The following is a 24,232-nucleotide window of genomic DNA, read 5'->3' as shown; positions in this document are numbered from 1 at the left end:
CCGCTCACCAGCCCTGGGCCCGGACACGCCCGCCCCAGCCCTCCGACGGGAGCTCAATCAGATGACCGGAGAGATCGACGACGCCTTGAAGCGCGCCGACCAGGAACAGTTCACAAAAGAGCCCCCCAAGACCCTCCAGGGCCGGATCAACTACTTGATCCGACAGCTCGGCACCGCCAAGGCCGTCGCCGTGGAGATCGGCGTCACCCCCGACTCCGTCAACCGCTACCGCCGCGGCGCCCGAAAAAACCCGCCCAAGAACATCGCCGCCCAGATCGAGGCGGCCGTGAAGACCCGCTGGCAGCCAGGCGTCCGCCGACGCCGGCGCAAGCAGGCCGCCACCACCGGCATCAAGGTCTCCACCCGCGCCCGCTTCGGCTACACCGCCCCCATCGGCACCACCGACGACGGCCGCCTCCGCCGCCTTACCATCAACCTCCCCGCCACCTACGCCCAGCGCCTCTTCCAGGCCCAGGAACAAGGCCTCAGCGACCAACACAAGCGCGCGATCATGGCCGAGGGATTCAAGGAGGCCTACTTCCAGGACAACGGCGCCCGCGCCGCAGGACTCTCCGAGGTCAGACTCACCGACATCGACTACCTCGACATCGAGTACTGAGCCAGCCTGCAGAGGCGCGTGTTCCAGGACCTGGAGAAGGCCGCCCAGACGGTACCCAGGCACCACCGCGTGTCCCATCAGTCATCTCCGGTGCCGCTGCTGATTCGGGCCGCGCTCTGATGCGGCGGCGTGTGGCGAAGCCTCGGTCAGACGCCGATCTGATGCGCTGATCGTATGGGTAGGGTCGAGGTAAACCGTCCAAGGAGGAAGAGTCGCATGGCGACCGAGATTGTGATCGCGCAGACGACCATCGACGACGAGGAGAAGGCGAAGGGCCTCGCCCTGGGGGCCGTCGAGGCCCGGGTGGCTGCCTGCGCGCACATCGACCCCGCCTTCACCGCGGTCTACCGATGGAAGGGCACCATCGAGACCGCTCAGGAGTGGCGTATCTCGTACAAGACGACGACAGACCGGCTCCCCGAGCTGGAAGCCTGGGTAGCCGAGAAGCACTCGTACGAGGTTCCCGAGTGGATCACCCTCCCTGTGAGTGGCGGGTCGGTGGCGTACCTGTCCTGGGTGGTCGAGGAGACAACCGAGGTCTGACGGGCGGAGCGTTGAGATGAGAGGTGTGAGCATGTCCGCGTGCAGGATGCCCAAGGGCTCAGGCTGCGAGCTGCCGCACGTGGTGGGCTAGATCCTCCTCGTTGCCCGGGAGCGATGCGGCGATGGCGCGAGCACGCTCCTTGCCCATCGTGGTGGTCTTGGCTTGAGCGGCAGCTGTGAACTGTCGGGACACATCGATACCTTGATCAACGTCGCCTCCACGCAGCAGCGCCAGGGCGAGGTCGCCGAGCACGACCACTCCGCCGTCCGGTAGGTCGTCCCCCAGTCGTGCGAGTGCGTCGTCGGCTGTGGTGATCAGCTCCGACCGGCGCAGTTGGCCGTACACCGAGAGAGCCAGCGAATCCATCCGGTAGGGGGTCACGAAGCGGACCCATGCTTGCTCGCTGGTGTGGTCCGCGAAGTCATAGGCGAACTGGGCCCGTTCCAACGCTTGAAGGGCCCTGGTGTCGTCACCGACCTGCGCGGCCTCCTCGGCGTACCTCCCGTGCATCCATGCGGCGGCAGCGGCGTTACCGCGGCCCCGTACGTCTTGGGCCGCTTGGAGTAAGTACCTCAGCTTGTCCAGGGGTGCGTGGGCCCCGTAGCTGGCGTACGTAAGGGCCAGTGCACGCAGTGGCGGGTGGCCGGCGGATGCCGCGCACTCCGACGTCACCTTGTAGTAGGCGTTTGCCTTCGCGTTCTCGCCCAGATCCCACGCCACCCAGCCGGCGAGAGCTGCAGTCTCTCCGGCGGCGATGGTGAGGGCACGTTCGTGCCGACCGGCACGCGGGAGGGCCGCAGTGATCGCGTCGAGATGCGACTCGACCTTGTCCTGTAGGTGGCGGGGGCTCAGGTTGAGCTCCTGGACATGCAGGTCGGAGGCTCGGTCGATCAACGCGCTCGCAGTGGAGTCGTCGATCCTGCTTCCCCGCCGGAGAGCGGCGGCCAGTCGCCCCCAGGGCTCGGCAGTGGCCGTGCTCACCCCAACGACGGCGGCCTCCAGCACTGTGCGACGTTTCATGGCCTCCAAATCCTGTTCTGTGCGACGGCGCGCCTGACTTCGCCTAGCCCGAGCGGCCTTGGCTTCCCGTTGCAGCGTCTCGAAGGGGACGCTGCAAGCCACCGCAATGTGCTCGAGCGTGTGGTTCGTAGGGATGTTCTCGGACTTCTCGTAGCGACTGATCTCGCGGCGCGTCACGGTGATCCGGCCGGAGACAGCGTTGATCGCGTCGGCCTGCTGTTCCTGTGACCGACCAGCCTCCTTACGGAGCCGCCGGAGTAATAAGGCGAACGAATCGACTGGCATTAGTGTGACCTCTGTCCGGGGACGTAAGCCAATCATGACCTCATCTCCCGCTGAAATTTCCCCTCTTGACAAAGTTTTCCCCCTCCAATTTCCCCTGGTCCGGGACTTGTTCAAGCGGTGCGATGGATCCATGACCACGATCCGCACGGCGGTGAAAGGCATTACATCCACGACCGCGCTTCCCTTCCGACGGCTTGAGGCCCGCGGGATCGGCTGGCGACAGATCGCCGCTCAGATCCTGCTCGTCCTCATCGTCGGCGCCCTCGTCCCTCTCCTCCTGCTCAGCAACGCCTCCTGAGAGGTCCATCCATTGAGCCCGCTCGACACCCGTGTTCCCGGCCAGGCGCTGGCGGCGATCGTTCCCTCGCCCACCAGTCCGCTGCCGATGAACCTCTTCAAAGCGAAGGCCGGCGACGATCACGACCGTCGCTTCGACCTCGCTCGCGTCTATGTGTGCCAGACCCTTCCGTCCGGCGACCCCGAGCAGACGGGGGTCGCGCCATGACCGTGCCACTCAAGTACCGAAAGTCGGCGTTCTGGGACGCCGTGTACTCGGCCTCTGACGCGTCTTTCCTCCCGATCGACCCCGGGGAGACGTTCCGCTTTCAGGACCGCACCGACGCGGCCCCTGGTCAGATCGCCGTCGACGTCGGCACGGGCCTTGGTGAGTGGGCCTGCCAGATGTCCCGCCTGGGGCTGGCCGTAACCGCCTACGACTACAGCTCCGTGGCGATCGAACGCGCCCGACAGCTTCACGCGCAGCACGGCGCGGTCACCTACGAGGTCCACGACTTCGACGCCGACCCTATCCCACGCCCCCTGCAGCCCGGCACGGTCGGCATCATCACGTGCAGGCACGTCCTCAACTTCCTGGAACCCCGGTTCGTCGCCGATGCCCGCCGGTGGCTGCACAAGGACGGCATCTTGCACGTCACCACCGCGGTCACCCAGCGGATCCGGGACGGCCGGGGCATCGGGATGCCCGAGGAAGAGGTCCGCGAGCTCGCCCGGGGATGGCGCGAGTGGGAGCGGTATGACCTCGATCCCCACGGCGAGATCACCGTCATGCTCCTTCGCGGTCCCTACATCTGATCCCTCACCTACCCCATTCGATCAACCGCCGAGGAGGCCACGGTGTGCATGCATCAAACGGCCTGTCCCACCGCCGACTCCGCCGACCGTGAAGCTGCTCTTCTGATCGCCCACCACCCGGAGCAGGGATGGTGTGTTAACTGCACCTTCTTGAGGTCGTTGGGCACTGCGATGTCCGACTGCCCGAGGAGCTCCGTGTGACGTCGCATCTGCGCAATCAGCTGATGGAGGGGCGGGTCAACCTGCCCCGTGTCGGCTCCGTCGTTCAGCTGGAGACCCAGCACCCGCCGTACGCCGTGCTTGGCCCGGACGGGGAGCCGGTCAAGCCCGTGGTGCCGTACCTGCGGGACCTCGCTCTGAACCACAACAGTCCATCAACCGGCCGCAGTTACGCCTATGACCTGCTGCGTTGGTTCCGGTTTCTGTGGCTGCTGGAAGTGCCCTGGGACAAGGCAACGGAAGGAGAGGTGGCAGTGATGGTCGGATGGCTTCGTACCGCGGTGAATCCGCAGCGCCGTCGCTCCAGCGCGGCGTCGCCGCAGCCGGGTTCGGTCAACCCGCGTACCGGCAAGCGGTACCTCAGGGCCGGGTACGCGCCCACCACGACCAACCACGCACTGACCGTGGTCAGCAGCTTCTACGACTTCCACCGCTACTCGGGCCGCGGGCCGCTGATGAACCCGGTGCCGGTCTCGGAGGCACGGCGCCGTGCTCTGGCCCACCGCAGTCCGATGGAGGCTGCACCGGTCTTCCGTCGCGCACGCCTTCGCCAGCGCGTCCCGGTCACCGAGCCCCGGGCGATGCCCGACGCGATGTGGGACGAGTTCTTCGCGGCCATGAACCACGATCGTGACCGCGCCGCGGTGCTTCTGTACGTCGCCAGCGGCGCCTGTGCCTCGGAACTTCTGGGCGTGACGCCCGGCGATATCGACTGGCCCGGCCAGATCGTCTACGTCGTCTCCAAGGGCACGAAGCTGCGCGAGCCCGTCCCGGTCAGCCCCCAGTCCTTGGTGGTGCTGGCCGCCTACCTCGACGCCGTCGGCATGCCGGCCGCTCATGCGCCGGTCTTCCGCACCCGTCGCGGCCCGGAGAAGCCGCTGACCTACTGGGCGATGCGTCGCGTCGTCCAGCGCGCCAACGACAGGCTCAAGACGAACTGGAGCCTGCACGATCTGCGACACACGGCGGCGGAACGGATGGCCAACGACCCCCACCTGACGTTGGCCGAGGTCCGGGCCATCCTGCGTCACGCCGATCTGGCCACCACCGGCCGGTATCTGCATGCCCAGGTCGAGGACCTCTTCGACGCCCTCCAGGCGCACTACCACCGGCCCCGGGTCCGGCCGAGCATCGCGCCCGGCTACGACCCGGAGGACTTCAAGGTGGTGTTCGGTGGCTGACACGCAGCAGACCTTCACCGCCCGGAACCGCCGCATCGACTACCGCGACGAGCCGTTCGTCCCGGCACCCATCACACGCTTCGCCGGCGCCGAGCTCAAGGCGGTGCCGGCGCCTCTGCCGAGCACGCCGCCCGGTCCCTTCGGTGACCTCTCCAGAGCACCAGCGAGCGAGATCGTGCGGATCGTCGAGCGGGAGACGAGGGGACGGCCGAATCCCGGGCGCCGGCAGCGAGCCGTCCAACGGATTTTCGCGGTCCTGGAGGAGATGGAAGGCTCGACCTGGCAGGAGCGATGGGAGGCCAGCGGGTTCGACAGCGAGGGCGCTGACCCCGTCCGGGGCCTGGCCGCGCCGGGGGATCACGTCGACAGCGGCGACCTGACCGCGGGGATCAAACTCGCCTTCTGCCTGCGAGTCATCCGGCCGTCGATCTCAGGTTTCCGCGCGAACACGTTCACGGACTTCCCCGAGCGGTTCCGTGAGCTTCAACCGGACCCCTACCTGGAGAAGTTCTTCGCCGCGGTCGACGGCTACGACTTCAACCACATGCACGGCCTGCGCGCGAAGGGCCGCCGGATCCTGCCCACAGCCGCAGTGATCGACGCCCAGACGGTGAAGGCATCACCGAACGCACCGGAGGCCACGCAGGGATACGACGGAGGCAAGAGGGTCAAGGGCCGTAAGCGGCACATCGCCACTGACACCCTCGGGCTCCTCCTGGTCCTGATCGTCACCGCCGCCGGCGTGCAGGACACCAACGGCGGCAAACTCGCCGCCGACGAACTCGCCACAAAGTTGCCCACCGTGACGAAAGCCTGGGTGGACGCCGGATACAAGGCAAAAATGATCGCGCACGCCTCGGACCTTGGCATCGATGTGGAAGTCGTCTCACGTGATGCGGAGCAGAAGGGCTTCGTGGTCCAGAAAGTCCGATGGCGTGTGGAGCAGACTTTCGGGATCATGAGCCGGTACCGCCGCCTGCACCGCGACTACGAAGCCTTGCCGACCCGGTCCCGGTCAATGATCCACTGGTCCATGGTGAACTCCATGGCCAACCGGTTGACCGCCAGCCCGAACAAAACCGGGCAATATCTCCGCCCGAAACCCCCCGCGGCAGCCTAAAGCAGTACCGAACACCCTCTAAGACCGTGTCCTATGTGGTGAGGCGGTCGTTGAGACCGTCATGGGGCGGGGTACGTGGAGTTGGATTGTTCCGGACGGGCTGTGGGAGATCGCGGAGCCGCTGATCCCGCCGTCGAAGGTTCGGCCGCAGGGTGGTGGTACGCAGGACACGCCTGATGAGACGCTGTTCGCCGCGATCATCTACGTCCTGGTCAGCGGCTGCGCCTGGCGGGCACTGCCACCATGCTTCGGGATATCGAAGTCGACCGCCCACCGCAGATTCCTGATCTGGTCGCGCGCCGGAGTCTGGGGCCGACTGCACGAGGAGATCCTGCACCGTCTCGACGACGCCGGCCTGCTCGACCTGTCCCGAGCAGTCCTCGACTCCGCCCACGTACGGGCTAAAAAAGGGGCGAACTCACAGGTCCGAGCCCCGTGGACCGGGGCAAGCCGGGCTCCAAGATGCACGTCCTGTCGGACGCGAACGGACTGCCCCTCATCGTCGGCGTCTCGGCCGCCAACACCCACGACAGCCAGGCTCTGAAGCCCATGGTGCTCGGTCACCAAACGAGACACGACCCCTACCGCGGCCGGAACTTCAAGCCCCAGCGCCTGCACGCCGACAAGGCCTACGACGTACCTGAACTGCGGAAATGGCTCCGCGGCAAACGCATCGGCGTCCGCATCGCCCGCAAGGGAATCGAGTCGTCGGAACGACTCGGGCGGCGCCGGTGGGTGATCGAGCGGACCATGTCCTGGCTGACCGGCTACCGCCGGCTCAACCACCGCTACGAACGCCACCCCCGCAACTACCTGGCCTTTCTCGGCCTCGCCGCAGCCATCTGCTGCTACAAGCGACTCGTCCGCCTCACCACATAGGACACGGGCTAAGAGGCGCTTGCCGTGGAGGCGCGCGGGCAGCCACCCGATACCAGGGCGACTACCGGCCGGCTACGGTCGGATCCCTGGGGTGAGTGGTCGGTGTGCCGAGCGTGTCGGCGAGTTCGCGGCGAGTGGTGACGCCGAGTTTGGCGTAAGCGTGCTGGAGGTGGTTGTCGACGGTGCGCACCGACAGGTGCAGGATCGCGGCGATGTCCTTGCTGGCGGTGCCGCCGGCGGCGAGCAGGGCGATCTCCTTCTCCCGATTGGTGAGCGCGGCGGCGGTGTGGGCGGTGGTGAGCAGGGGGGTGCGGGCGCCCTGGCAGCGCGCTGCCAAGGCTTGGGCGCGCTGGGTGGCAGCGGCGGCTTTGCGGGCCTGGGCGGCTCGTTGCCAGGCTGCGGCTGCTTGGGTGGCGGCTTCGGCGGCCAGTAGGTCCGCGCCGATCGTTTCCAGTTCGGCAGCAGCGGTCTCTAGGCGTTCGGGGTTGTTTGCGGCCAGCGCGGCCGCGAGGTGGGCCCGGGACGGGGCCAGTGTGCCGTCGCACTGCGCGGCGAGTTCGGAGAGGCGGTCCTGGACGTCGGCGGCGGCGCCGAGGCGGGCCGCATCGGTCAGGAGTAGTGCCTCGCTGGTGACGCAGTCGGTTGCTTGGGCGGCCTTGGCCGCCTGGATAAGGACGGACCGAGCTTGCGCATGGTGGCCGCGCGTTGCGTACACCCAGGCCTGTCCCAGGTCCTCCTCCCCGGGCGGCTGAAAGCCCATGGCCAACCGTGGCGAGTGGTCACGCTCCTTGAGTGCGGCCTCAGCCGCGTGTTGATCTCCGAGCACCGCCGCACAGGCCGCGAGCCCGCTGAACGATGGTCGTAGCGCCATCTTGTGGTCAATGGCACGGGCGCGGGCCGCCGCGTTGGCGTACCAGTAGCGAGCACTGGCGGGATGTCCTGCCAGCCACTGGGCGCGGGCCGTCAAGAGAGCCAGCCAGATCGCCGCGAGCGGACTGATCCGGGACGTGGCGGTGTCGGCGTATTCGCCGATGCGGGTGGCCTCGGCGAGGCTTCCATTGTCACTGAGTGCGAGTATGAGGGGAATCCGTTGGACGGCGGCGTGGGATACCAGGGCGCCTTCGTCCACGTGCATGTTGGCGGCATAGGCGCGCTCTGCCCAGGCTATGGCTTCGTGCGTGTGGCCCAGCATCGCCAGCGCGGTTGTCTTGCTGAAGGCGCCTCGTAGCCAGGCGCCGTCATCCGGGGCCATGCTGATGTCGGCCTCCAGATCCTCCAGCAGGGTAAGGCCTTCCCTTGGCTGGCTGGCCATGATACGGATAAAACCTTCGGCCGACCGCAGAATGTGGCGCCCGGTGGCATTGCCAGCGTTGGCTTCGGCATCTTGGATGACAGCCAACGCTTGCCCAGGGGGAAAGTTTCCCCACACCATGTTCCTGGTTCGGCCAAGTATTGTGGCGATTCTTTCTCGCTCATCGGTAGCGCTTCGGCCAACCTCGCAGAGAAGAGTCTCAGCCCGGTCCCAGTAACCCAGCTGGAACAGCACCTCGGCAAGGATAAGGCGGGTCGCGGTTGTGTAGTGCTCTTCAGGTATAGCCCGCAGAAGAGCCAGGGCCTGGGGATAGTCGCGTGCGTGGCGGGCGAGGGTGGCCGCTCGAAGGAGTAGTGCCGGGTCGCCGGTGCCGGTGGCGGCCAGCTGCCAGGTGGCGATGCGCAGAGCGTCGTCACGGCGGCGCGCTCCGTAAGCCTGGGTACGGCCAACCTGGTCCAGCAGAAGCTTCTGGCGGCGAAGAACAGGAATGCTGTTGCGCAGTTCCTCGCCGTACAAAGGGTGAGCGAGTCGCAGCGTGGTGCGGCGGCGGTCGATGACGATCCGGATGAGCTCGGTCTGTTCCAGCGCTTCCAGCGCCTCCGGCTGGGCGGCATGCTCGGCGTCGGCCAGCGGCAGTGCTTCGGTGAAGGCCAGCAGCTCCAGGACAGGGCGGGCGGCCGAGTCAGCGGCGGCTAGCCGGGTCCTGATCAGCTCGGCCAGTTTCGGGGTACCGGTCGGCCGATCTTCGGCCATTTCCCAGATCTCCCCGTCACTGACCAGTGCCCCGGACTGTAGGGCGCCCTGGGCCAGTTCATGGAGGTAGAGCACGTTGCCGCCGGAGGCGGTGTGCAGGTCATGCAGAGCGCGACGGCCGAGCGGGCCCTGCAGGGCCGCGCGCAGAACGGTCTCGGTCTGCTGCCGGTCGAACGGAGTCAGGTCCACGCGATACACCGCGTCCCCGCCGATCAAGGCGTCGATGGTCTCACCGAGCGGTTCGCCGGTCCGGACGGTGGCGATCAGCCGCACCACCCCGGCGTCGATCAGCTGGCGCAGCAGCACGGCGGAAGTGGCGTCCAGCAGGTGCAGGTCGTCGACCCACAGGGCCCGGCGGCGATTACGGCCTGGGCCGGCCAGCGCGGTAGCCACCGTCGCGAAAGCCTTGACGGGGTCGGACAGATCCACCCCGGGCGGGATCAGGTGGGCGATTGCGCCCAGCGGCACCGCGGCGGCCGCTGCCGTCGCGGTGGCCCGTCGCCCCTTCCACCCGTCGCGGACAGCCCGAGCCAGGCACTCTTCAGCCAGCCTGGACTTGCCTACCCCGGCCGGACCGCAGATCACCACGCCGCGGCAGTGTCGATCCGCCCACGCCGCCGTGATCTCCTGCAGCTGGCCCTCCCGGCCGGCCAGCGGCCACGTTGACCACTGCTGTCGTTGCGTGCCCATGACAGCCTCCTGGAGTGGTCCAGGCAGTCGAGGACGATCTCGGCGGCTGAACTTCTCTTAAGCAAGATTACTCAGCCAGGTGGCATCCTGGCGAAGTGGACGTGAAGAAACTCGGCCGGATCCCCGACGGCGGCGGTCACAAGGCCCTGGGCCGTCAGGCCGGACGGGCCACCCGCAACAACATGGGATTCGACTACGTCCACTCCGCCGTCGACGACCACTCCCGCCTCGCAGGCTTCCTGGCCCGCGCGACCGCTTTCTTCCACCACCAAGGCATCCCCCGCATCGAACGGGTCCTGACCGACAACGCCTGGGCCTACCGCAAGGGCCTGGCCCGGAAAAACGTCCTGACCGACCTCGGCGCGACCGGCAAACTCACCCGTGCCCACCGGCCCCAGACCAACGGCAAGGTCGAACGCTTCAACCGCACCCTCCTCGACGAATGGGCCTACCTACGGCACTACACCAGCAACACCGAACGCACCGAGCCCTGGCAGACCTCCTCCACACCTACAACCACCACCGCTGCCACACCGCACTCGACGGACACCCGCCCATCAGCCGCGTCAACAACGCTGCGGGTCAATACGCCTGGGACTGTAAGAAAAACGGCTCTGTCTCACATCCGGTGGTAGCGGAGAGTGGTGTTATCCGAGGAGGATGGGCCTTGACCCCTGATCTTGGACACACGAGAGACTGGATCCTGTGGATCTGAGGACGGACATCTCGTGGTCATGAAGAACTATCCGCCGGAGTTCAAGGCGGACGCTGTCGCGCTGTACCAGTCGCGGCCCGGAGCGACGATCAGGCAGATCGCCGCTGATCTGGGGATCAACCCCGAGACGCTGCGCAACTGGATCCGGGCGGGCGGCGCGAGCCGTCCCCGCGGTCACCGGGCGGAGGAACCGGCCCGGCCACCGGTGCCCCTGGAGGCGGAGAACGCCGCTTTGCGCAAGAAGGTCCGTGAGCTGGAGGAGGAACGCGAGATCCTGCGGAAGGCGGCGAAGTATTTCGCCGGGGAGACGCGCTGGTGAACCGCTTCCAGTTCGTCGCCGACCATCAGCGCCGCTTCGGCGTGAAGCGGCTGTGCACCATCCTCTGTATCGCCCGCTCCAGCTTCTACCACTGGCGCGCGACAGCCCCCGACCGGGCCGCCCGCCAGGCGGCCGACGCCCGCCTCGCAGCCCGGATACGGGCCGTGCACCTCGAATCGGATGGCACCTACGGCGTTCCCAGGATCACCGCCGAGCTCCGCGCGGACGGCGAACATGTCAACCACAAGCGGATCGCCCGCGTGATGCGAAGCATCAATCTGCAAGGAGTGCGGCTGCGTCGCAGACACCGCACCACGATCCCGGACGAGGCGGCCGCGAAGACCCCCGACATGATCAAACGGGACTTCACGGCCGACACGGTGAACAGTAAGTACGTCGGTGACATCACGTATCTCCCTTTGGAAGGCGGGAAGTTCTTGTATCTGGCCACCGTCATCGACCTCGCCTCACGGCGTCTGGCCGGCTGGGCACTCGCGGAGCACATGCGAACCGAGCTCGTCACCGACGCCCTGGCCGCCGCCCAGCGAACCCGCGGCAGCCTCGCCGGTGCGATCATGCACACCGACCACGGCGCGCAATACGTGAGTCGGGCATTCGCCGAAGCCTGCAGGTCAGCAGGGGTGATCCAGAGCATGGGCACGATCGGGTCCAGCGCGGACAACGCACTCGCCGAGTCCTTCAACGCAGCCTTCAAACGGGAAACACTCCAAGGCAGAAAGTCCTGGCCCAGCGAGCGCGAAGCCCGCCTCGACGCATTCCGGTGGCTCCACCGCTACAACACCCGGCGCCGTCACTCCCGCCTTGGACACCGCAGCCCCATCGCCTACGAAACAGCAGCCACAACACCATCAACTACGCTGGCCCAAGCCGCATAACCCGTGTCCAGTATTCGGGGTCAAGGCCCGATTCGGTGGCGGAGTAGGGTGAAGCCTGCCCGTCCGTGCATCTGGCGGGCCATCCGCTTGGTCTTGGTGTTGACGCCTTCGGTGGGGCCGTTGCTGTACGGAAGTGTGACCGCGGCGATCACGGCCTCGCGGTCGCGTTCCAGGCCGCGGGTGAAAGCGTGCATGTGCGGCAGGTCGGCAGAACGGACCTGGGCGATCCAGAGTTCGAGCGCGTCGGCGTTCTCGGGCCGAGGCTTCAGCAATGGGGTGAAGGTCCGGACGGCAGTGGCCAGGTGGGTCATCTCAGAGCACGCAGCGGTCAGCTGGTCCAGGAGATCCCGATGTCCGGTCTTGAGGTTGTCGGGCCTGGTCAGGAGCATCCGGGAGAGCCTGCGCGGGGAGATGTGGCTGCGGTCGGCGTCCGCGCGGCCTTGGTTGATGTACTTGTGCAGGAGGTTGAGGCAGCCGGTGAAGCCGAGGGCTTTGATCTCTTCGAAGAGGTGCTGGACGGGGACGCCGGGGTCTTCGGCCCGGCGTCTGCGTAAGTGCTCGCGGTATGGATCGACGAGGCTGGAGCGGTATTTCGGGACTCGGAGCATCCGCTCGGGTCGGTCGGCCCGGGCATAGCGTTTGACGGTGTTCAGGGCCAGTTGCAGGCGGCGGCCGCATTCAAGGAGGCCCACACCCTGGTTGAGCAGGTCGTGGACTTGGTTCCAGCGCTCGAGTGTGGTCTGCGCGCGGGGGCCGTCATACAAGGTGCGTCGAGCACGGTGGCCCAGCAGGTGCTGTGTGCCTTCACCTCGCTCAGGGCGGCTTCGCACAGGTTGTGCCAGACATGCCAGCGGTCACTGACCTGCACGGCGTTGGGCAGGGCCCGGCGGATGGCTTCCGCGTAGGTCGTCGATCCGTCACGGCACACGACCTCGACGCCCGGATGCGCACGCAGCCATGCTTCCAGCGTGCCGGCCGTGCGGTCGGGCAGGACATCGATCCGGTCATGGGTCTCGGCGTCGATCACCACGGTGGCATAGCGGTGCCGCCGGCGAAGAGCGAAATCATCGACGCCGACCGCTCGGGGAATCCGGCTGGTCGGCAGAGGAATCCCCAGCAGGGCACGGAGGGCTGTGTGACGGGAGAGGTCCATGGCAAGCGCTGCCAGCAGACGCACGCCCGCCCGGCCCGCTAACTCCTTCACCACGGCCTTGACCTGCCTGGTCAGACGGGTAGTGCGCCGCTGATATCGCTCCAGCACTCCCGGGACTTGCTCCCGGAAGGTGTGGCGGCAGCCGTATGTGGGACAGACCAGCCGTCGCACTCCTACACGGAGCGCCACCCTCCGGCCGTCGAGCGGTACATCGGCCACCTTGCGCCAGTGGTAGCCGTGCACCTGTCCCGATGACGCCCCGCACGCCGGGCAGGGCGCCGGCTCCTTCGGAGTCCGCGCCCTCACCACAACCCGCCCGCCCTCAGCGGCCACGTCTTCAATGACCAGCGGAGATATGCCTGAAAACACCATCTGCACAAGCTCGTTGACATCCATCACACAGACACCCACGACCTTGGCCACTCTCCGTTACCACCGGATGTGAGACAGAGCCGTTAACTGGACAGACCCTGCGGCATCCACATCGGCACGGCCATTGCCGAGCCCGACGTGGTCTACCCGGTGATCCGCACGACAGACGACACCGCCGTCATGCTTCTCGGCCTGCTCGTGAACGGGGCGGCCAAGACGGTGGCCTGAAACTCGGTTGTCAGTGGCCCCTGCGATGATCGCCCGTCATGGGGAGATGTATGTGGGGAGACATGACCAGCGGCGTGACGCTCGCAGTCACTTCGGCAGGCATGCACTACGGTGCCGATAGGCGGGCGACAACCTCGCCCTCTAGCGTGAGCCACCTTCAGCCTTCGTGTGGGTGAGTGGATCGTGAGCGCGTCGAGGGCGAGCTCCATGCGAGCCGACGCGCTGTTCCGAGCGCGCGTGGCCGGTCTGGGTGGCGAGGTCCTCGAAACCGAGTGGCTCGGCACACGGAAGCCTCACCGGGTGAGGTGCGGGGCGGGACACGAGAGTTCGACCTATCCGACCAATGTTCTTGCCGGAAAGGGCATCTGCCGCACGTGCGCCCACCGGGCGCGTTCCCTGGAAGCTGAGACAGCATTCCGGGCTCGGGTTGCGGAACTGGGCGGGATCGTGCTTGAGGAAAGCTGGCTTGGCAACCACGAGCCTCACCGTGCCCGTTGTGCCAACGGGCACGAATGCGCACCGCAGCCGGCCCACGTACAGCAGGGCGAAGGGATCTGCTCCACGTGCGCCAGAAACAAACAAGGAGGTAGCAGAAGGCGCCTTCAGGGACGCGCTCGCGATGATGGGCGCGACACTCCTGGAACCGGTGTACCTCGGCGCAAACGAACCGCACCGGGTTTGCTGCCCCGACGGGCATGAATGCCACCCCAGGCCCGCGCTGGTGCGACGCGGCGCAGCCATCTGCCAAACCTGCACCGGGAGGGACCCAAAGATCGGCGAAGCGAAGTTCAGGGCCCGGGTCGCGGAGCTGGGAGGCGTCGTCCTCGAGTCGCATTGGCTGGGAGCGACCACGCCGCATCGAGTCCGATGCGCCCAGGGCCACGTCAGTGCGCCATGGCCGTCCGCCGTCCAACGGGGGCAGGGGATCTGCCGGGTCTGCGCCGGGAGGGACCCGAAGACGGCCGAGGCTGCCTTCCGCGCAAGGGTTGCCGAGCTGAGAGGAACGGTCCTTGAGCCCAAGTGGCTCGGCAAGGATGCGCCGCATCAGGTGCGGTGTGCCAAGGGGCACGCTGGAACGCCCACCCCGAGTAACGTGCGCGCGGGATGCGGCATTGTCGCATCTGTGCAGGCAAGACCTGGGACGTCTTCTACGTCGTCACCGATGACGTCAACGAGGTCGTGAAGTTCGGCATCACTTCCGGCAACCCGCGTCTACGCCTGTCACACCACGAACGGGACGGGCTTGACCAGATCGTTCGCCTGATCGAGGGCTATCCCGAGGCACGCAAGCTGGAAAATACCTGCATCACCGCCATGCGGGACGTCGGCGAGAAACCCCTTCGGGGGCGCGAGTACTTCCACATCCGCGCACTGGGAACCATTCTCGATCTCGTCGACGGCTGGACTTTCCCAGCCTGCCCGTCACGTGCTGGACAGGCGGAGGTCTCCGGACCAGGTCTCACATCGGACACGACCGGAGTCAAAGGTGATCCCCCACGCGATGCGCCCACTGTCCGGGACACTTATCTCGCTGACTCCCAGTACCGTCTCGCCGAGGTGAGCCGGGAACGGGGCCTCGCCGCTGATCGGCGCCACCTCGACGCGACCTGACTCCGCCATGTCGTACCCCGCGAAGGGGGCTGACGTCTCCAAGACCAGGCACCAGTCCGAACCGGTCGTGATGCGCGTGGCGACCGCTTCGCTGTCGATCAGCCACACGTCCAGCGGGCCGGACGGAGCCTCTGAGCCGTACAGATGGCACGAGGCGACTACTTGCTCAAGACTGCGCCCGGCCGGGCAGTCAGGGCGCACCCCGCCTTCATGTGACACGCACTCGCTCATCCTGTTCGACTCCACCAAACGACCGTACTGTCAGGCAAACTCCCAGCTCACGCCCTTATACGGGACAGGCTTTAGTCGAGCTGCACAGGCGGGGGCTTCAGGTGCTGCAGGCAGCAGAAGCTCGGCCACAGCGACACCGCGGCCGACGGGATACCTGGCAAGAAATCGTGGGACGCCCTCAAGGACTCCAAGCGGCTCTGGTCGTTGAACCTCCCATGCGCCTGTTCCTTTTGGTCCTCTCCGTGGCCCTCGTCCTCGGAGGCCCCGGGCTTCCGCCGCGACATGCACGCCTGGCGCGGGTCCTCTTTCCCCGAGGCCTTCGCCGAACGGGGGGCATCGGCGATCTGGGCTACGTCGGCTCTGGAATGCTGACCCCACGGCGCAAGCCGCCGGGTGAGGAACGATCTACAGGAGACAAAGTGGCCAACCGCTCTGGCAACGCCTCCGGGCCGCGGTCGAACGGGTCATCGCTCACCTGAAGGACTCGAACGATCTTCGCCACGCGCCCCCCTCACCCGCTTCGCCAAGGCCGTCACCGCCCTCGCCTTCTACAGGAAAGGCTGGTGAAGCCCCGTGAATAGGCCTCCTGTCCTCAAGGTATCACACCCAAAACAGCGTGCTAGTACCCTTCTCGCCAATTCTCGGAGAAACTGAGCAGCAAGACACAGCAGAGTAGGCGTAGAGAGTTACTTGCAGTATCTACTCGCGATTGATCGAGTAGAGAGTACTCGTTGACCACTGAAATTCCGAGCTATATGTTCAGCGAGTCTCCTCGGTCTGGGCTTCAGTCAAGTTGGATCAGGGGTCTGACCTACGCAAAGACCCTCAGCTCGCCACCGGATCGGTGGGCAGTCTGAAGAAGCTCAGTGTGGGGCATCCGGAAGATCCGCACGACAGGTTGACCGGGCACACCAAGAGAATATTATCTTCGCGAAATACAAGGGAAGTGCTGTTCATGATTAAACAAGTCGCTGCCACCCTTCTTGCAGTGTCTGCCATTCTTGGGGCAACCGCGACGAACAGTAGTGCAATCTCGTCGGACGGATGGGAAAATGGAAATTGCACTGCAGACGAGTTCTGTCTATACAGGAACACTTACTACTCTGGCGGTGTAATGGATTTCCTAGAGGGGTCCGGCCCTTACAATAACTACAATAATTACTATTTCGTCAATACGGCCACCTCGGTCAACAATAACGCCAGCAGTAGTGCGAACAATACGGTCTACGAAGTGCGAATGTATGCTAACACCGGCCTCGGCGGCCCTTCGGTTCAGCACCGCGCTGTAGGTTCGGGGTGTGTGAGTGGAATTTGCCCCGCCTACCACTCTTTGGGATGGGCCGATAACGTGATCAGCTCCCACGCGTAGGGCTTCCTCCAGAATGGTGAGGTTTTCCCGACGAGGTAATTTCCAATGCTTGGCCTCGATTCCTCACCGAAGGCGTGACGGGGCATTGTCACGTTGAGCCTTTTCCATCTTCACTCTGAGCTGGCCAGATGCAGGGTGAGGACAGCCTGGACAACGTTCGTGATGCGGGTGGTCGAGCAGCGGAGCTTGCGGAGGAGACGCCAGGACTTGAGGGTGGCGACGGCTTGCCCGGCCAGGGCCCGGATCTTCGCGTGGGACCGGTTGACGGCCTGCTGGCCTGCGGACAGCGTCTCCCGCCGGCCGCGGCAGGGAACACGGACCGTACCCCCGGCTCCTCGGTATCCCTTGTCGGCCCGGCAGACAATGCCGACCCCTGCGAGAGCGTCGATGACACCGTGCTCGCGGGCCGCGCTGACGTCATGGACAGCCCCGGGCAGAGCGGGAGACGCCCACAGCAGCCGGCCGAAAGGATCGGCGACGACCCGCGTTCGTCCTGCTGGACGGGACGCTGCTGCCGACCGGCCGCATCGTGCAGCTTCGGCGACGCCGCCCGGACCGCTTCGGCGAGGGCCGGGGCGAGGGCGGCCAGGACATCGACGGCCTCGGCGATGCAGCGGTAGGCGGTGGTGGTGCCGATCCCGAACCCGGCCGCGATCTGGGCGTACGGATGACCGTTGCGGAGATGGGCGAGAGCGAGCAGGGCCTGCCGCCCCGCGCTCAGGCGCCGCCATCGGGCGCCGATACGACGGCGGTGTGTGAATGCCGGTGGTCAGGATGGCACGGCCCGGCGGGATGGATCGCGGCGATCTGGACAGTGGCCTCGAAGCGGACGGCCAGCTTGTCGAAACGAGTCGCCACCGACCGATGCTGCTTGAGCCGGCTAATTCCGCACTCGACCGCGTGACGCGCCTTGTAATCCTGCCAGTCGAAGGCCGGCGGGCGGCCACCATCGCGGCCGCGGCGCTTGCGGTTGCGGATCTGGTCGGCCGGCTCGGGGATCGTGCACCGGCTCCCGCGTCTGCGCAGGTAGGCACGGTTGGCGCGCGAGGAGTATGCCTTGTCTCCCCGCACTCGCAGGGGTTTGCGTCTGGGGCGCCCACGGCCGGGCTTGGGCACTCGGATGGCTTCGAGGACCGGCTCGAACTGCGGGCTGTCGCCCCGTTGGCCAGCCGTGACCAGCAGCGCCAACGGCTTCTGTCCCTGTTCGCATGCCAGGTGGATCTTCGTGGTGAACCCGCCCCGGGACCTGCCCAGCCCGTGGTCGTCCGGCTCTTGGCTGAACCCGCCGGGCGGTTCCTTCTGCCCGGCGCCGTTGCGGCGGGCACCGGCCGCGTGCTGGTGGGCCCGGCAACAACGTCAGCAGCCGGGACCACACACCCTGCCGCTGCCACCTGCGGAACAGTCCGTAAACGGTCTGCCAGGGTCCGTACTCACACGGCAGATCCCGCCATGGGACACCGGTCCGCGTGGCTACATCGACCACTGCTCCGTCACCCGCATTGACCAGGATGGCAACGTCACGACCGAGCTCTCCGGCCATGCATGGCCCTGATGGAACCCGACCCTCTCTGCACGAACGCGACCAGTCGGCCAGGCCCGCTCCGGAGATGGAAAGGGCGGCCCCATCGCGGGGGCCGCCCCTGGGCGTGGGCGTCTAGCCGGAGCTCCGCCGGGTTCGTTGTCCCGCGCGTCCTTCAGGATTCCGCCGGTCTTGGCGTCGAGGTCGACATCCCACTCGACGTTCTGCGCCGGGCCCTCCATCCGCACGGGTTCGGCGCCAGCGACTTCGAGGTCCTCGACGTCCTCGCCGAGGGCGCGGCCGAGGACGGCCCGGCCTCCTGGCGTGTGCAGGAGCTCGCCGGGCGGGTCCATCTCAGCAAGAGCGCGCTGTCCCGGACGGTGGCGCGCCTGGAGAAGGACGGCCTGGTTCTGCGGGGGATGTGTGCCGAGGACCGGCGCGGAGTCCAGGTGAAACTCACGGAGAAGGGGCTGGCGCCTCATGCCGAGGTGCTGCCCCTACAGCGCGAGGTCCTGACCCGGATGCTGGACCGCAGTTCCTGACGCTCGTGTCGGGACGGCCCGGCAAGGTGCTCCGGGCAGCGAAGGCTGCCCTGCCCTCCGCCCTTTCTGTCCTTCTGCGCGTACCGGGACTTCTGTCATGGATGGCTTCAGCCCACTTCCATGAAAGGCGCTCCCTCGTATGTCTCAGGAACACAGCCCCAAAACCTCCGGTGCCGAACGGCAGGTGGCGGCCCGAGCACCCCTGCCTCCGTCCGACGCTCTGAACATCCAGCGCACCGCTGGAAACGCGGCCATGGTCCAGCTGCTCAGCCAGATCGGTCACCCCTGGGCCCAGCCCGCCCACCAGCAGCACGGCCCCGGCTGCAGCCATCAAGCCGGGCCGGGGGTCGAGGCACCGGAGCCGGTGCAGCGATCCGCTGTCCACGGCGAGCCGGTGCAACGCTCCGCAGTCCATGACGTGCTGGCCACCGCCGGCCGGCCCCTGGACGACTCGACTCGTACCGATATGGAGGCGAAGTTCGGTGCGGATTTCTCCGGAGTGCGTATCCACGACAACTCGGCGGCCCGGGCGTCGGCCGCTGGCTTTGTCGAGCAGTAGCGACGTCGCTTGTCGATGAGTTCGGGAGGCGCCTCGATACACGGATGGGTGGTGTTGACGAGTTTGGGAGGCGCCGGGGTTCTTGCCAGGGCAGCATCGGGATGCTCCTGGTGAAAGGTGCTGGTCATGCCGCGGATGTCGAGGGTCGAGCTGTACGCGGCGATCCGGCGTGACCACCGCGGCGGCATGTCGATGCGGGAGCTTGAGCGCAAGCACGGCGTGACGTGGCGGACGGTGCGGAAGGCACTGGACTCGGCCTGGCCGGAGCCGCGCAAGAAGCTGCCGCCCCGGGCGAGCGGGCTGGATCCGTACAAGCCGGTGATCGACGAGATCCTCCGGACGGACCTGGATGCGCCACGCAAGCAGCGTCATACCGTCACGCGGATCTTCCACCGGCTGGTCGAGGAACATGGGGCGGACGTCTCCTACGGGATGGTCCGCTACTACGTCGCCGGCCGGAAGCCGGAGATTCTGGTCGCGTCCGGCAAGGCACCGCTGGAGGCGTTCGTCCCGCAGACCCACCAGCCCGGTCACGAGGCGGAAGTCGACTTCGGTGACGTGACGGTGCGGCTGGCAGGCGAGCTGGTGACCTGCTATTTGTTCTCCTTCCGGCTGTCGTATTCGGGCAAGGCCGTCCACCGGGTGTTCGCCTCCTGCGGTCAGGAAGCATTCTTCGAAGGTCACGTCCACGCGCTTCGGACACTGGGCGGCGTCCCGCGGAGCAAGGTGCGCTACGACAACCTCAAGGCCGCCGTCGCAAGGGTGCTTGGGCTGAGCCGGGCAAGGGTCGAGGCTGACCGGTGGATTGCGTTCAGGTCGCATTTCGGTATCGAGAGCTTCTACTGCCAGCCCGGTATCGACGGCGCCCACGAGAAGGGCGGTGTCGAAGGCCAGATCGGCTACTTCCGCCGCAACCACTTCGTTCCCGTCCCCGAAGTGTCCTCGCTCGCCGAGCTGAACGAAATGGTCGAGCAGTGGGACCGGCAGGACGACGCACGCCGCATCGGTGCCCGGTCCAAGACTGTCGCCGAGTGCTTCGCGCTCGAACAGCCGCTGTTGATGCCCCTGCCCGAGGAGCCATTCGAGACGGGCCGGCTGTTCACGCCGAGGGTGGACCGCTATGGCCAGATTCCCGTCCGCACCAACCGCTACTCGGTGCCGATCCGGCTGATCGGCAAGCGGGTGCGCGTCGTCCTGCATGCTTCTCACCTGGTGGTTTATGACCAGAACGTGGAAGTGGCCAGGCACGAGAGACTCATCGCCAAGGGCGCCGTCCGCCTGGAGCTGGATCACTACCTGGAGGTCCTGGTCCGCAAGCCCGGCGCGTTTCCCGGTTCCACCGCCCTCGAACAGGCCCGCTCGGCAGGCAAATTCACCCCGGTCCACGACGCTTGGTGGGCTCAGGCTCAGAAGATCCACGGCGAGCGGGACGGCACCCGCGCGTTGATCGAGGTCCTGCTCCTTGGTCGGCACCTGCCGCACGAGTACGTCGTCGCAGGACTGGCTGCGGCCCTGCCGGCGGGGGCGATGACCGCTGATGCCGTCGCGCTGGAGGCCCGCAAGGCCGCCCAAGCCGAGACCGAAACCGACCCGGCAAGCCGGCCATCGCCCGCCAACTCGTCGGCGAACGTGACGTCTCTGCACGAGTGGAAGCTGTCTCATCTCCCTCCGGACACCCGGCCGCTGCCATCGGTGACCCCCTATGACCAGTTGCTCCGACATCGTCGCATCAGCGGCGCAGACCACCGAGAGGGAGCGCAGTGACCCTGCCCCGCCAGCGAGGCTTGACCGAGCAGGCCGCCGACGCCGCCATTGACACCGCCTGTCGCATGCTGCGGCTGCCATCGATCAGAAATGAGTTTAACGAGATCGCCGACCGGGCGATGAAGGACCAGATGACCTACCGCGGCTTCCTCGCCGAGCTGCTGATGGCCGAATGCGACGACCGGGCACGGCGCCGCTCGGAACGGCGGATCAAGGCGGCCGGCTTCCCGCGGGAGAAGTCCCTGCGGGCCTTCGACTTCGACGCCAACCCGAACATCGACGCGGCCACGATCCACACTCTTGCCAGCTGCGAGTGGATCAAGAAGAGTCAGCCGCTCTGTCTGATCGGGGATTCCGGCACCGGCAAGTCCCACATGCTCATTGCCCTGGGCACCGAGGCCGCGATGAAGGGCTACCGCGTCCGCTACACCCTCGCCACGAAGCTGGTGAACGAGCTGGTCGAGGCCGCTGATGAGAAGCAGCTCAACAAGACCATCGCGCGCTACGGCCGCGTCGATCTTCTCTGCATCGACGAGCTGGGCTATATGGAGCTGGACCGCCACGGCGCCGAACTGCTGTTCCAGGTTTTGACCGAGCGGGAGGAGAAGAACAGCGTCGCGATCGCCTCGAACGAGTCGTTCGGCGGCTGGACCAAGACCTTGAGCCAGACCCGCAACCCGTGAATAAAGCCATCCCATCCCGGGACTGCTCTCCACCCGCGCGGGGGTGTTCCCGCGACCCCGCCCCTCGCCGAGCCCGGCTGATACTCCCCGACCGCGTGGGGATGTTCCGAAGATGCTCGCCCTGAAATCTTGCTCTCGGCGCCCGCGGGACCAGAGCATGCGGGAGGTCGAGTTCGGCATGATAGGGAACCAACGAGGCTCCTGCGCCGATGGGTTGAAACTTCGAAAACCTCCCTCACCGGCGCGGGGGCCTCGTGCGTTGCGCGCCCAGCCGCCGTCACCCGATCAGTGGCCAGAATGAAAGAGCTCAGCGAACAGCGCTACCAGCGCCCGAGCTCTCCCGTCGACCGCCGGCCAGGCCGAGCAGGTCTGCAAGTCGGATGTCGGGGAGTCTCGTCACATCTACGCCCCACGTTCTCGGCTGAGTTGACAGTAGCCCCCTGTCGTACGGCTGGCGACTATTCGCCAGGGATCGCCATCGTGCGCTCCATGTTCCGCAACCCGCACCCTGGTGTGAGGTAAACGTGGGGCGTCCCGGTCTGAGGATGGGGCGTGCCTGCCAATTGGAGTTTTCCGGAGGGAGGTGAACATGCGGAAGCAGGCCAAACGACCGGGCCGGCGCATCGCGCGGTGTATCGATGGAAGTAGGGCTGACCAGCATGAACACGGTGGGAAGTCCGGTCGCCTCGTGCTGGCAGCGTTACGAGTTTCAGTCGGGCTCGAATGAGCTGTCGAATCGGGGCCGGTGTCCTGGTGGTTCCGGTTCTCTGGTCCGTCTCCCCGTCGTTCCGGCGCTGTATGTGCTGGGTGGTGGTGGGCTGCTGTGGGGCAGCCGAAGGGAGCCCGCAGGGCGGACCGGCGGCCGGCTCGGATGGCCGCTCCGCGGGCTTCCCGCGTCCAGCCGTCCCGGAGTCAGCTGGCGGGAGCCTGGTAGAGGCCACGGCCGGCGCGGGAAGCCCGCGAGGTGGCGACGAGCCGGTCGAGTGTGCTGCGGACGGTGTTGACGGCACTCGTAGAGGAATCGCGGCCGAGCGCCTGCGCGACGTCACGCGCACGCATCGGGCTGCTCGGCGACTGCGAGAGGACGGCTGCCACCTGCTCGGTGAGGCCGCCGGATTCTTGAGCCGCAGATACTGCCTCCTGCGCCGCAGCCGTGGCGCGATGCTCCTTCGTCGAGGGACGCCCCTCATCCCCGCTCGTGCTGGACGCGGTCTTCCGCCCACCGGCGGAGCGCGACTTGGCGGCCTTTCGCGGCGCGGGGACCGCACCAGAATCCTGCGTCGCTGCCACCACCTCGGAAGTCTCGACTGCGGCTTCGCTCTCCGCTGGAGCCGGCTCCGCCTCCTGCACGGCGCGTGGTGCGGGCGTCTCGGCCAGGGCCAGCAAGGCCGTCAGCGCTGTACGGACCGAGAGCACGCGCTCGGAGACTGCGGCCAGTTCCTTTTCGAGGTCCTGCTGAAGCTGCTCCAGCAGGGGAAGTTCTTTCTGCAGTGCGGAAGTTGTCGCATCGATGCCGTGAACGGCGGCGCTCAAGGAGGTCACGAAAGGCTCCTACGTGATGAGGGGGCGGGTGGAAAGGGCAACAGATCGCCCGCTGTGCAGCGTACGTCTCCTCGGCGGCATACAGAGGCTGATGCGCCGAACCGCTGCACGCCAGGCAAAAGCCCTCCCGGCATTTAAGTAACGGTACCGGGACGACGCGGAAGCAACATGCACCGCCTGCAACTCGCTCGAGCCCACCCTTGGGTTGCTGATCGCGGGCGCGGAATCCGAACAAGATCTGAAACTTGTCGTTTAACTCGCGGCCTCGAACGGCGGATCGTACTTGGGCGTTCACCTGGGGATTCGCCGGCCGTGAGGGCGGCATCCGCCTGATTCTGTGCATCCGACCAAGGAGCGCACGTGAAGCAGCCGGAGGCCGTACGGATGAGTGTGCCGGGTGGGGAGCCGGAGTGTGAGGCGTTCGCGTTGCTGTCACGCTTCCGGGCGGAGCTGTACGCGTCGATGACCGGGCGGGCGGACACCTTGTTCGAGCTGACGGACGCGCTGCTGTGCAGTGACGGCCCGGTCCGGACTTTGGTTGATCTCGCGCTCGCTCCCGAGCACCGTCGTGGGCACGGGGCCCTCTACGGCGCTCTCAACCGGGGCCGTCTTGATGCGTCGCGGCTGCGACGGTCTCTCGCCGGGCTGCCGTTGCCGAAGGCCGCGGACGGCCGTGTGGTGCTGGCCGTCGACGCCAGTCCGTGGCTGCGGCCGGACGCCGCGAGCCGGCAGCTGTCGGCTCGGCTCAGCCCCCGGCGGCACTCGCCATGACGTGATGCAGCGGGGCTCGGACGACTCCCAGCTTCACGAGGGCCGGGAAAGCTTCACGCCGAGGGGTGACGCTGGCCTCCGCCAGGATCACGCCTTGTTCCCCACGCCCCCTTTCGATGGCCTCTCCTGCCAGAACCCATCGAAACGAAAGTGCCACAGGCGCTCTGGCGTCTTGGTTTCGAGGGCTTCTACGGGGATGCCAGGCTGATTCAGCAAGCGCGTAGGCCCTCGGCTGCACGGGTCG

19 protein-coding genes and 5 pseudogenes are annotated in these 24,232 nt (G+C 66.8%); 18 read left to right on the top strand and 6 right to left on the bottom strand.

What is annotated here, in order from left to right; genetic code table 11:
* The first annotated feature begins 61 nt into the window (after window positions 1-61).
* Both tpg and cutA read left to right on the top strand, forming a co-directional pair.
* On the top strand, window positions 62-619 hold the full coding sequence (gene tpg, locus OG462_RS03105) for a telomere-protecting terminal protein Tpg (RefSeq protein WP_406054186.1): 558 nt from the start codon (window positions 62-64) through the stop codon (window positions 617-619).
* A 216-nt stretch (window positions 620-835) separates the two neighbouring features.
* On the top strand, window positions 836-1,162 hold the full coding sequence (gene cutA / locus OG462_RS03100) for a divalent-cation tolerance protein CutA (RefSeq protein ID WP_406054184.1): 327 nt from the start codon (window positions 836-838) through the stop codon (window positions 1,160-1,162).
* Window positions 1,163-1,220: 58 nt separating this feature from the next.
* On the opposite strand, the gene OG462_RS03095 is transcribed toward cutA, so the two are convergent.
* Window positions 1,221-2,468 carry a helix-turn-helix transcriptional regulator gene (locus OG462_RS03095; protein WP_406054182.1) on the bottom strand — a complete coding sequence of 416 codons (1,248 nt, stop codon included), beginning with the start codon at window positions 2,466-2,468 and terminating at the stop codon, window positions 1,221-1,223.
* Window positions 2,469-2,598: 130 nt separating this feature from the next.
* Between OG462_RS03095 and OG462_RS03090 the strand changes: the two genes are divergently transcribed.
* The 7 genes from OG462_RS03090 (at window position 2,599) to OG462_RS03060 (ending at window position 6,959) form a co-directional block, all read left to right on the top strand.
* Window positions 2,599-2,766: a hypothetical protein gene (locus OG462_RS03090; RefSeq protein ID WP_406054180.1), complete on the top strand. Its 168-nt coding sequence runs from the start codon at window positions 2,599-2,601 to the stop codon at window positions 2,764-2,766.
* A gap of 12 nt (window positions 2,767-2,778) precedes the next feature.
* Entirely contained in the window at window positions 2,779-2,973 is a 195-nt protein-coding gene (locus tag OG462_RS03085; RefSeq protein WP_406054178.1) for a hypothetical protein, read from the top strand.
* Window positions 2,970-3,560: a class I SAM-dependent methyltransferase gene (locus OG462_RS03080; RefSeq protein ID WP_406054176.1), complete on the top strand. Its 591-nt coding sequence runs from the start codon at window positions 2,970-2,972 to the stop codon at window positions 3,558-3,560. Before OG462_RS03085 ends, OG462_RS03080 begins: the two co-directional genes overlap by 4 nt.
* A 42-nt stretch (window positions 3,561-3,602) precedes the next feature.
* Window positions 3,603-3,761, top strand: coding sequence for a DUF5999 family protein (locus tag OG462_RS03075; protein WP_406054174.1), 159 nt, complete (start codon window positions 3,603-3,605; stop codon window positions 3,759-3,761).
* On the top strand, window positions 3,758-4,960 hold the full coding sequence (locus OG462_RS03070; protein ID WP_406054172.1) for a tyrosine-type recombinase/integrase: 1,203 nt from the start codon (window positions 3,758-3,760) through the stop codon (window positions 4,958-4,960). The genes OG462_RS03075 and OG462_RS03070 overlap by 4 nt, the downstream gene beginning before the upstream one ends.
* A gap of 175 nt (window positions 4,961-5,135) precedes the next feature.
* On the top strand, window positions 5,136-6,080 hold the full coding sequence (locus OG462_RS03065; RefSeq protein WP_406054170.1) for a transposase: 945 nt from the start codon (window positions 5,136-5,138) through the stop codon (window positions 6,078-6,080).
* A 61-nt stretch (window positions 6,081-6,141) separates the two neighbouring features.
* A protein-coding gene (locus tag OG462_RS03060; RefSeq protein ID WP_406054168.1) for an IS5 family transposase occupies window positions 6,142-6,959 on the top strand; the annotation gives its coding sequence in 2 pieces (ribosomal slippage) (window positions 6,142-6,490 and window positions 6,490-6,959; 819 coding nt in all).
* Window positions 6,960-7,020: 61 nt separating this feature from the next.
* On the opposite strand, the gene OG462_RS03055 is transcribed toward OG462_RS03060, so the two are convergent.
* A complete protein-coding gene (locus OG462_RS03055; RefSeq protein ID WP_406054166.1) occupies window positions 7,021-9,714 on the bottom strand; it encodes a LuxR C-terminal-related transcriptional regulator in 2,694 nt (897 codons plus the stop codon).
* Window positions 9,715-9,791: 77 nt separating this feature from the next.
* Between OG462_RS03055 and OG462_RS03050 the strand changes: the two are divergent.
* Both OG462_RS03050 and OG462_RS03045 read left to right on the top strand, forming a co-directional pair.
* Window positions 9,792-10,303, top strand: a pseudogene (locus OG462_RS03050) (integrase core domain-containing protein); the annotation flags it as partial.
* Between the two features lie 139 nt (window positions 10,304-10,442).
* Window positions 10,443-11,644, top strand: a protein-coding gene (locus tag OG462_RS03045; protein ID WP_406053589.1) for an IS3 family transposase whose coding sequence is annotated in 2 segments (ribosomal slippage) — window positions 10,443-10,728 and window positions 10,728-11,644 — 1,203 coding nt in all. Because the reading frame shifts where the segments join, the coding sequence is not laid out codon by codon here.
* A 20-nt stretch (window positions 11,645-11,664) separates the two neighbouring features.
* Here OG462_RS03045 and OG462_RS03040 read toward each other — a convergent pair.
* Window positions 11,665-13,193 (bottom strand): annotated as a pseudogene (locus tag OG462_RS03040) (ISL3 family transposase).
* Between the two features lie 1,308 nt (window positions 13,194-14,501).
* Between OG462_RS03040 and OG462_RS03035 the strand changes: the two are divergent.
* Window positions 14,502-15,008: a hypothetical protein gene (locus OG462_RS03035; protein ID WP_406054164.1), complete on the top strand. Its 507-nt coding sequence runs from the start codon at window positions 14,502-14,504 to the stop codon at window positions 15,006-15,008.
* A 1,186-nt stretch (window positions 15,009-16,194) separates the two neighbouring features.
* Window positions 16,195-16,608 carry a peptidase inhibitor family I36 protein gene (locus tag OG462_RS03030; protein WP_406066335.1) on the top strand — a complete coding sequence of 138 codons (414 nt, stop codon included), beginning with the start codon at window positions 16,195-16,197 and terminating at the stop codon, window positions 16,606-16,608.
* A 110-nt stretch (window positions 16,609-16,718) separates the two neighbouring features.
* Here the strand turns inward: OG462_RS03030 and OG462_RS03025 are convergent.
* Both OG462_RS03025 and OG462_RS03020 read right to left on the bottom strand, forming a co-directional pair.
* Window positions 16,719-17,359, bottom strand: a pseudogene (locus tag OG462_RS03025) (transposase family protein); the annotation flags it as partial.
* Window positions 17,326-18,148: pseudogene (locus tag OG462_RS03020) on the bottom strand (IS5 family transposase). The pseudogenes OG462_RS03020 and OG462_RS03025, both read right to left, overlap by 34 nt.
* Window positions 18,149-18,159: 11 nt before the next feature.
* On the opposite strand from OG462_RS03020, the gene OG462_RS03015 reads away from it, so the two are divergent.
* From OG462_RS03015 to istB, 4 genes are all read left to right on the top strand, one after another.
* Window positions 18,160-18,669 (top strand): MarR family winged helix-turn-helix transcriptional regulator, encoded by a 510-nt coding sequence (locus OG462_RS03015; protein ID WP_406054162.1) that lies wholly within the window; start codon window positions 18,160-18,162, stop codon window positions 18,667-18,669.
* Between the two features lie 253 nt (window positions 18,670-18,922).
* Entirely contained in the window at window positions 18,923-19,228 is a 306-nt protein-coding gene (locus tag OG462_RS03010; RefSeq protein WP_406054160.1) for a DUF4157 domain-containing protein, read from the top strand.
* A gap of 135 nt (window positions 19,229-19,363) precedes the next feature.
* A complete protein-coding gene (istA, locus tag OG462_RS03005) occupies window positions 19,364-20,992 on the top strand; it encodes an IS21 family transposase (protein ID WP_406066333.1) in 1,629 nt (542 codons plus the stop codon).
* Window positions 20,989-21,675, top strand: a complete 687-nt coding sequence (gene istB, locus OG462_RS03000) for an IS21-like element helper ATPase IstB (RefSeq protein WP_406054158.1) — start codon at window positions 20,989-20,991, stop codon at window positions 21,673-21,675. The genes istA and istB overlap by 4 nt, the downstream gene beginning before the upstream one ends.
* A 912-nt stretch (window positions 21,676-22,587) precedes the next feature.
* On the opposite strand, the gene OG462_RS02995 is transcribed toward istB, so the two are convergent.
* Entirely contained in the window at window positions 22,588-23,217 is a 630-nt protein-coding gene (locus tag OG462_RS02995; RefSeq protein WP_406054156.1) for a hypothetical protein, read from the bottom strand.
* 384 nt (window positions 23,218-23,601) lie between these two features.
* Between OG462_RS02995 and OG462_RS02990 the strand changes: the two are divergent.
* Window positions 23,602-23,940 (top strand): annotated as a pseudogene (locus OG462_RS02990) (transposase); the annotation flags it as partial.
* Window positions 23,941-24,232 lie beyond the last annotated feature (292 nt).

The organism is Streptomyces sp. NBC_01077 (genome assembly GCF_045162855.1).
GTDB lineage: Bacteria > Actinomycetota > Actinomycetes > Streptomycetales > Streptomycetaceae > Streptomyces.
The sequence above is the reverse complement of the archived record's forward strand: the minus strand, read 5'-3'. Positions and strand labels throughout refer to the sequence as shown.

What these genes read in the sequence shown, in the direction of transcription:
- tpg (WP_406054186.1), top strand. Translation starts at nt 62, where the DNA reads ATGACCGGAGAGATCGACGACGCCTTGAAGCGCGCCGACCAGGAACAG.
- cutA (WP_406054184.1), top strand. Translation starts at nt 836, where the DNA reads ATGGCGACCGAGATTGTGATCGCGCAGACGACCATCGACGACGAGGAG.
- OG462_RS03095 (WP_406054182.1), bottom strand. Translation starts at nt 2,468, where the DNA reads ATGCCAGTCGATTCGTTCGCCTTATTACTCCGGCGGCTCCGTAAGGAG.
- OG462_RS03090 (WP_406054180.1), top strand. Translation starts at nt 2,599, where the DNA reads ATGACCACGATCCGCACGGCGGTGAAAGGCATTACATCCACGACCGCG.
- OG462_RS03080 (WP_406054176.1), top strand. Translation starts at nt 2,970, where the DNA reads ATGACCGTGCCACTCAAGTACCGAAAGTCGGCGTTCTGGGACGCCGTG.
- OG462_RS03055 (WP_406054166.1), bottom strand. Translation starts at nt 9,714, where the DNA reads ATGGGCACGCAACGACAGCAGTGGTCAACGTGGCCGCTGGCCGGCCGG.
- OG462_RS03035 (WP_406054164.1), top strand. Translation starts at nt 14,502, where the DNA reads ATGCGGCATTGTCGCATCTGTGCAGGCAAGACCTGGGACGTCTTCTAC.
- OG462_RS03030 (WP_406066335.1), top strand. Translation starts at nt 16,195, where the DNA reads ATGATTAAACAAGTCGCTGCCACCCTTCTTGCAGTGTCTGCCATTCTT.
- OG462_RS03015 (WP_406054162.1), top strand. Translation starts at nt 18,160, where the DNA reads ATGGAACCCGACCCTCTCTGCACGAACGCGACCAGTCGGCCAGGCCCG.
- OG462_RS03010 (WP_406054160.1), top strand. Translation starts at nt 18,923, where the DNA reads ATGGTCCAGCTGCTCAGCCAGATCGGTCACCCCTGGGCCCAGCCCGCC.
- istA (WP_406066333.1), top strand. Translation starts at nt 19,364, where the DNA reads ATGTCGAGGGTCGAGCTGTACGCGGCGATCCGGCGTGACCACCGCGGC.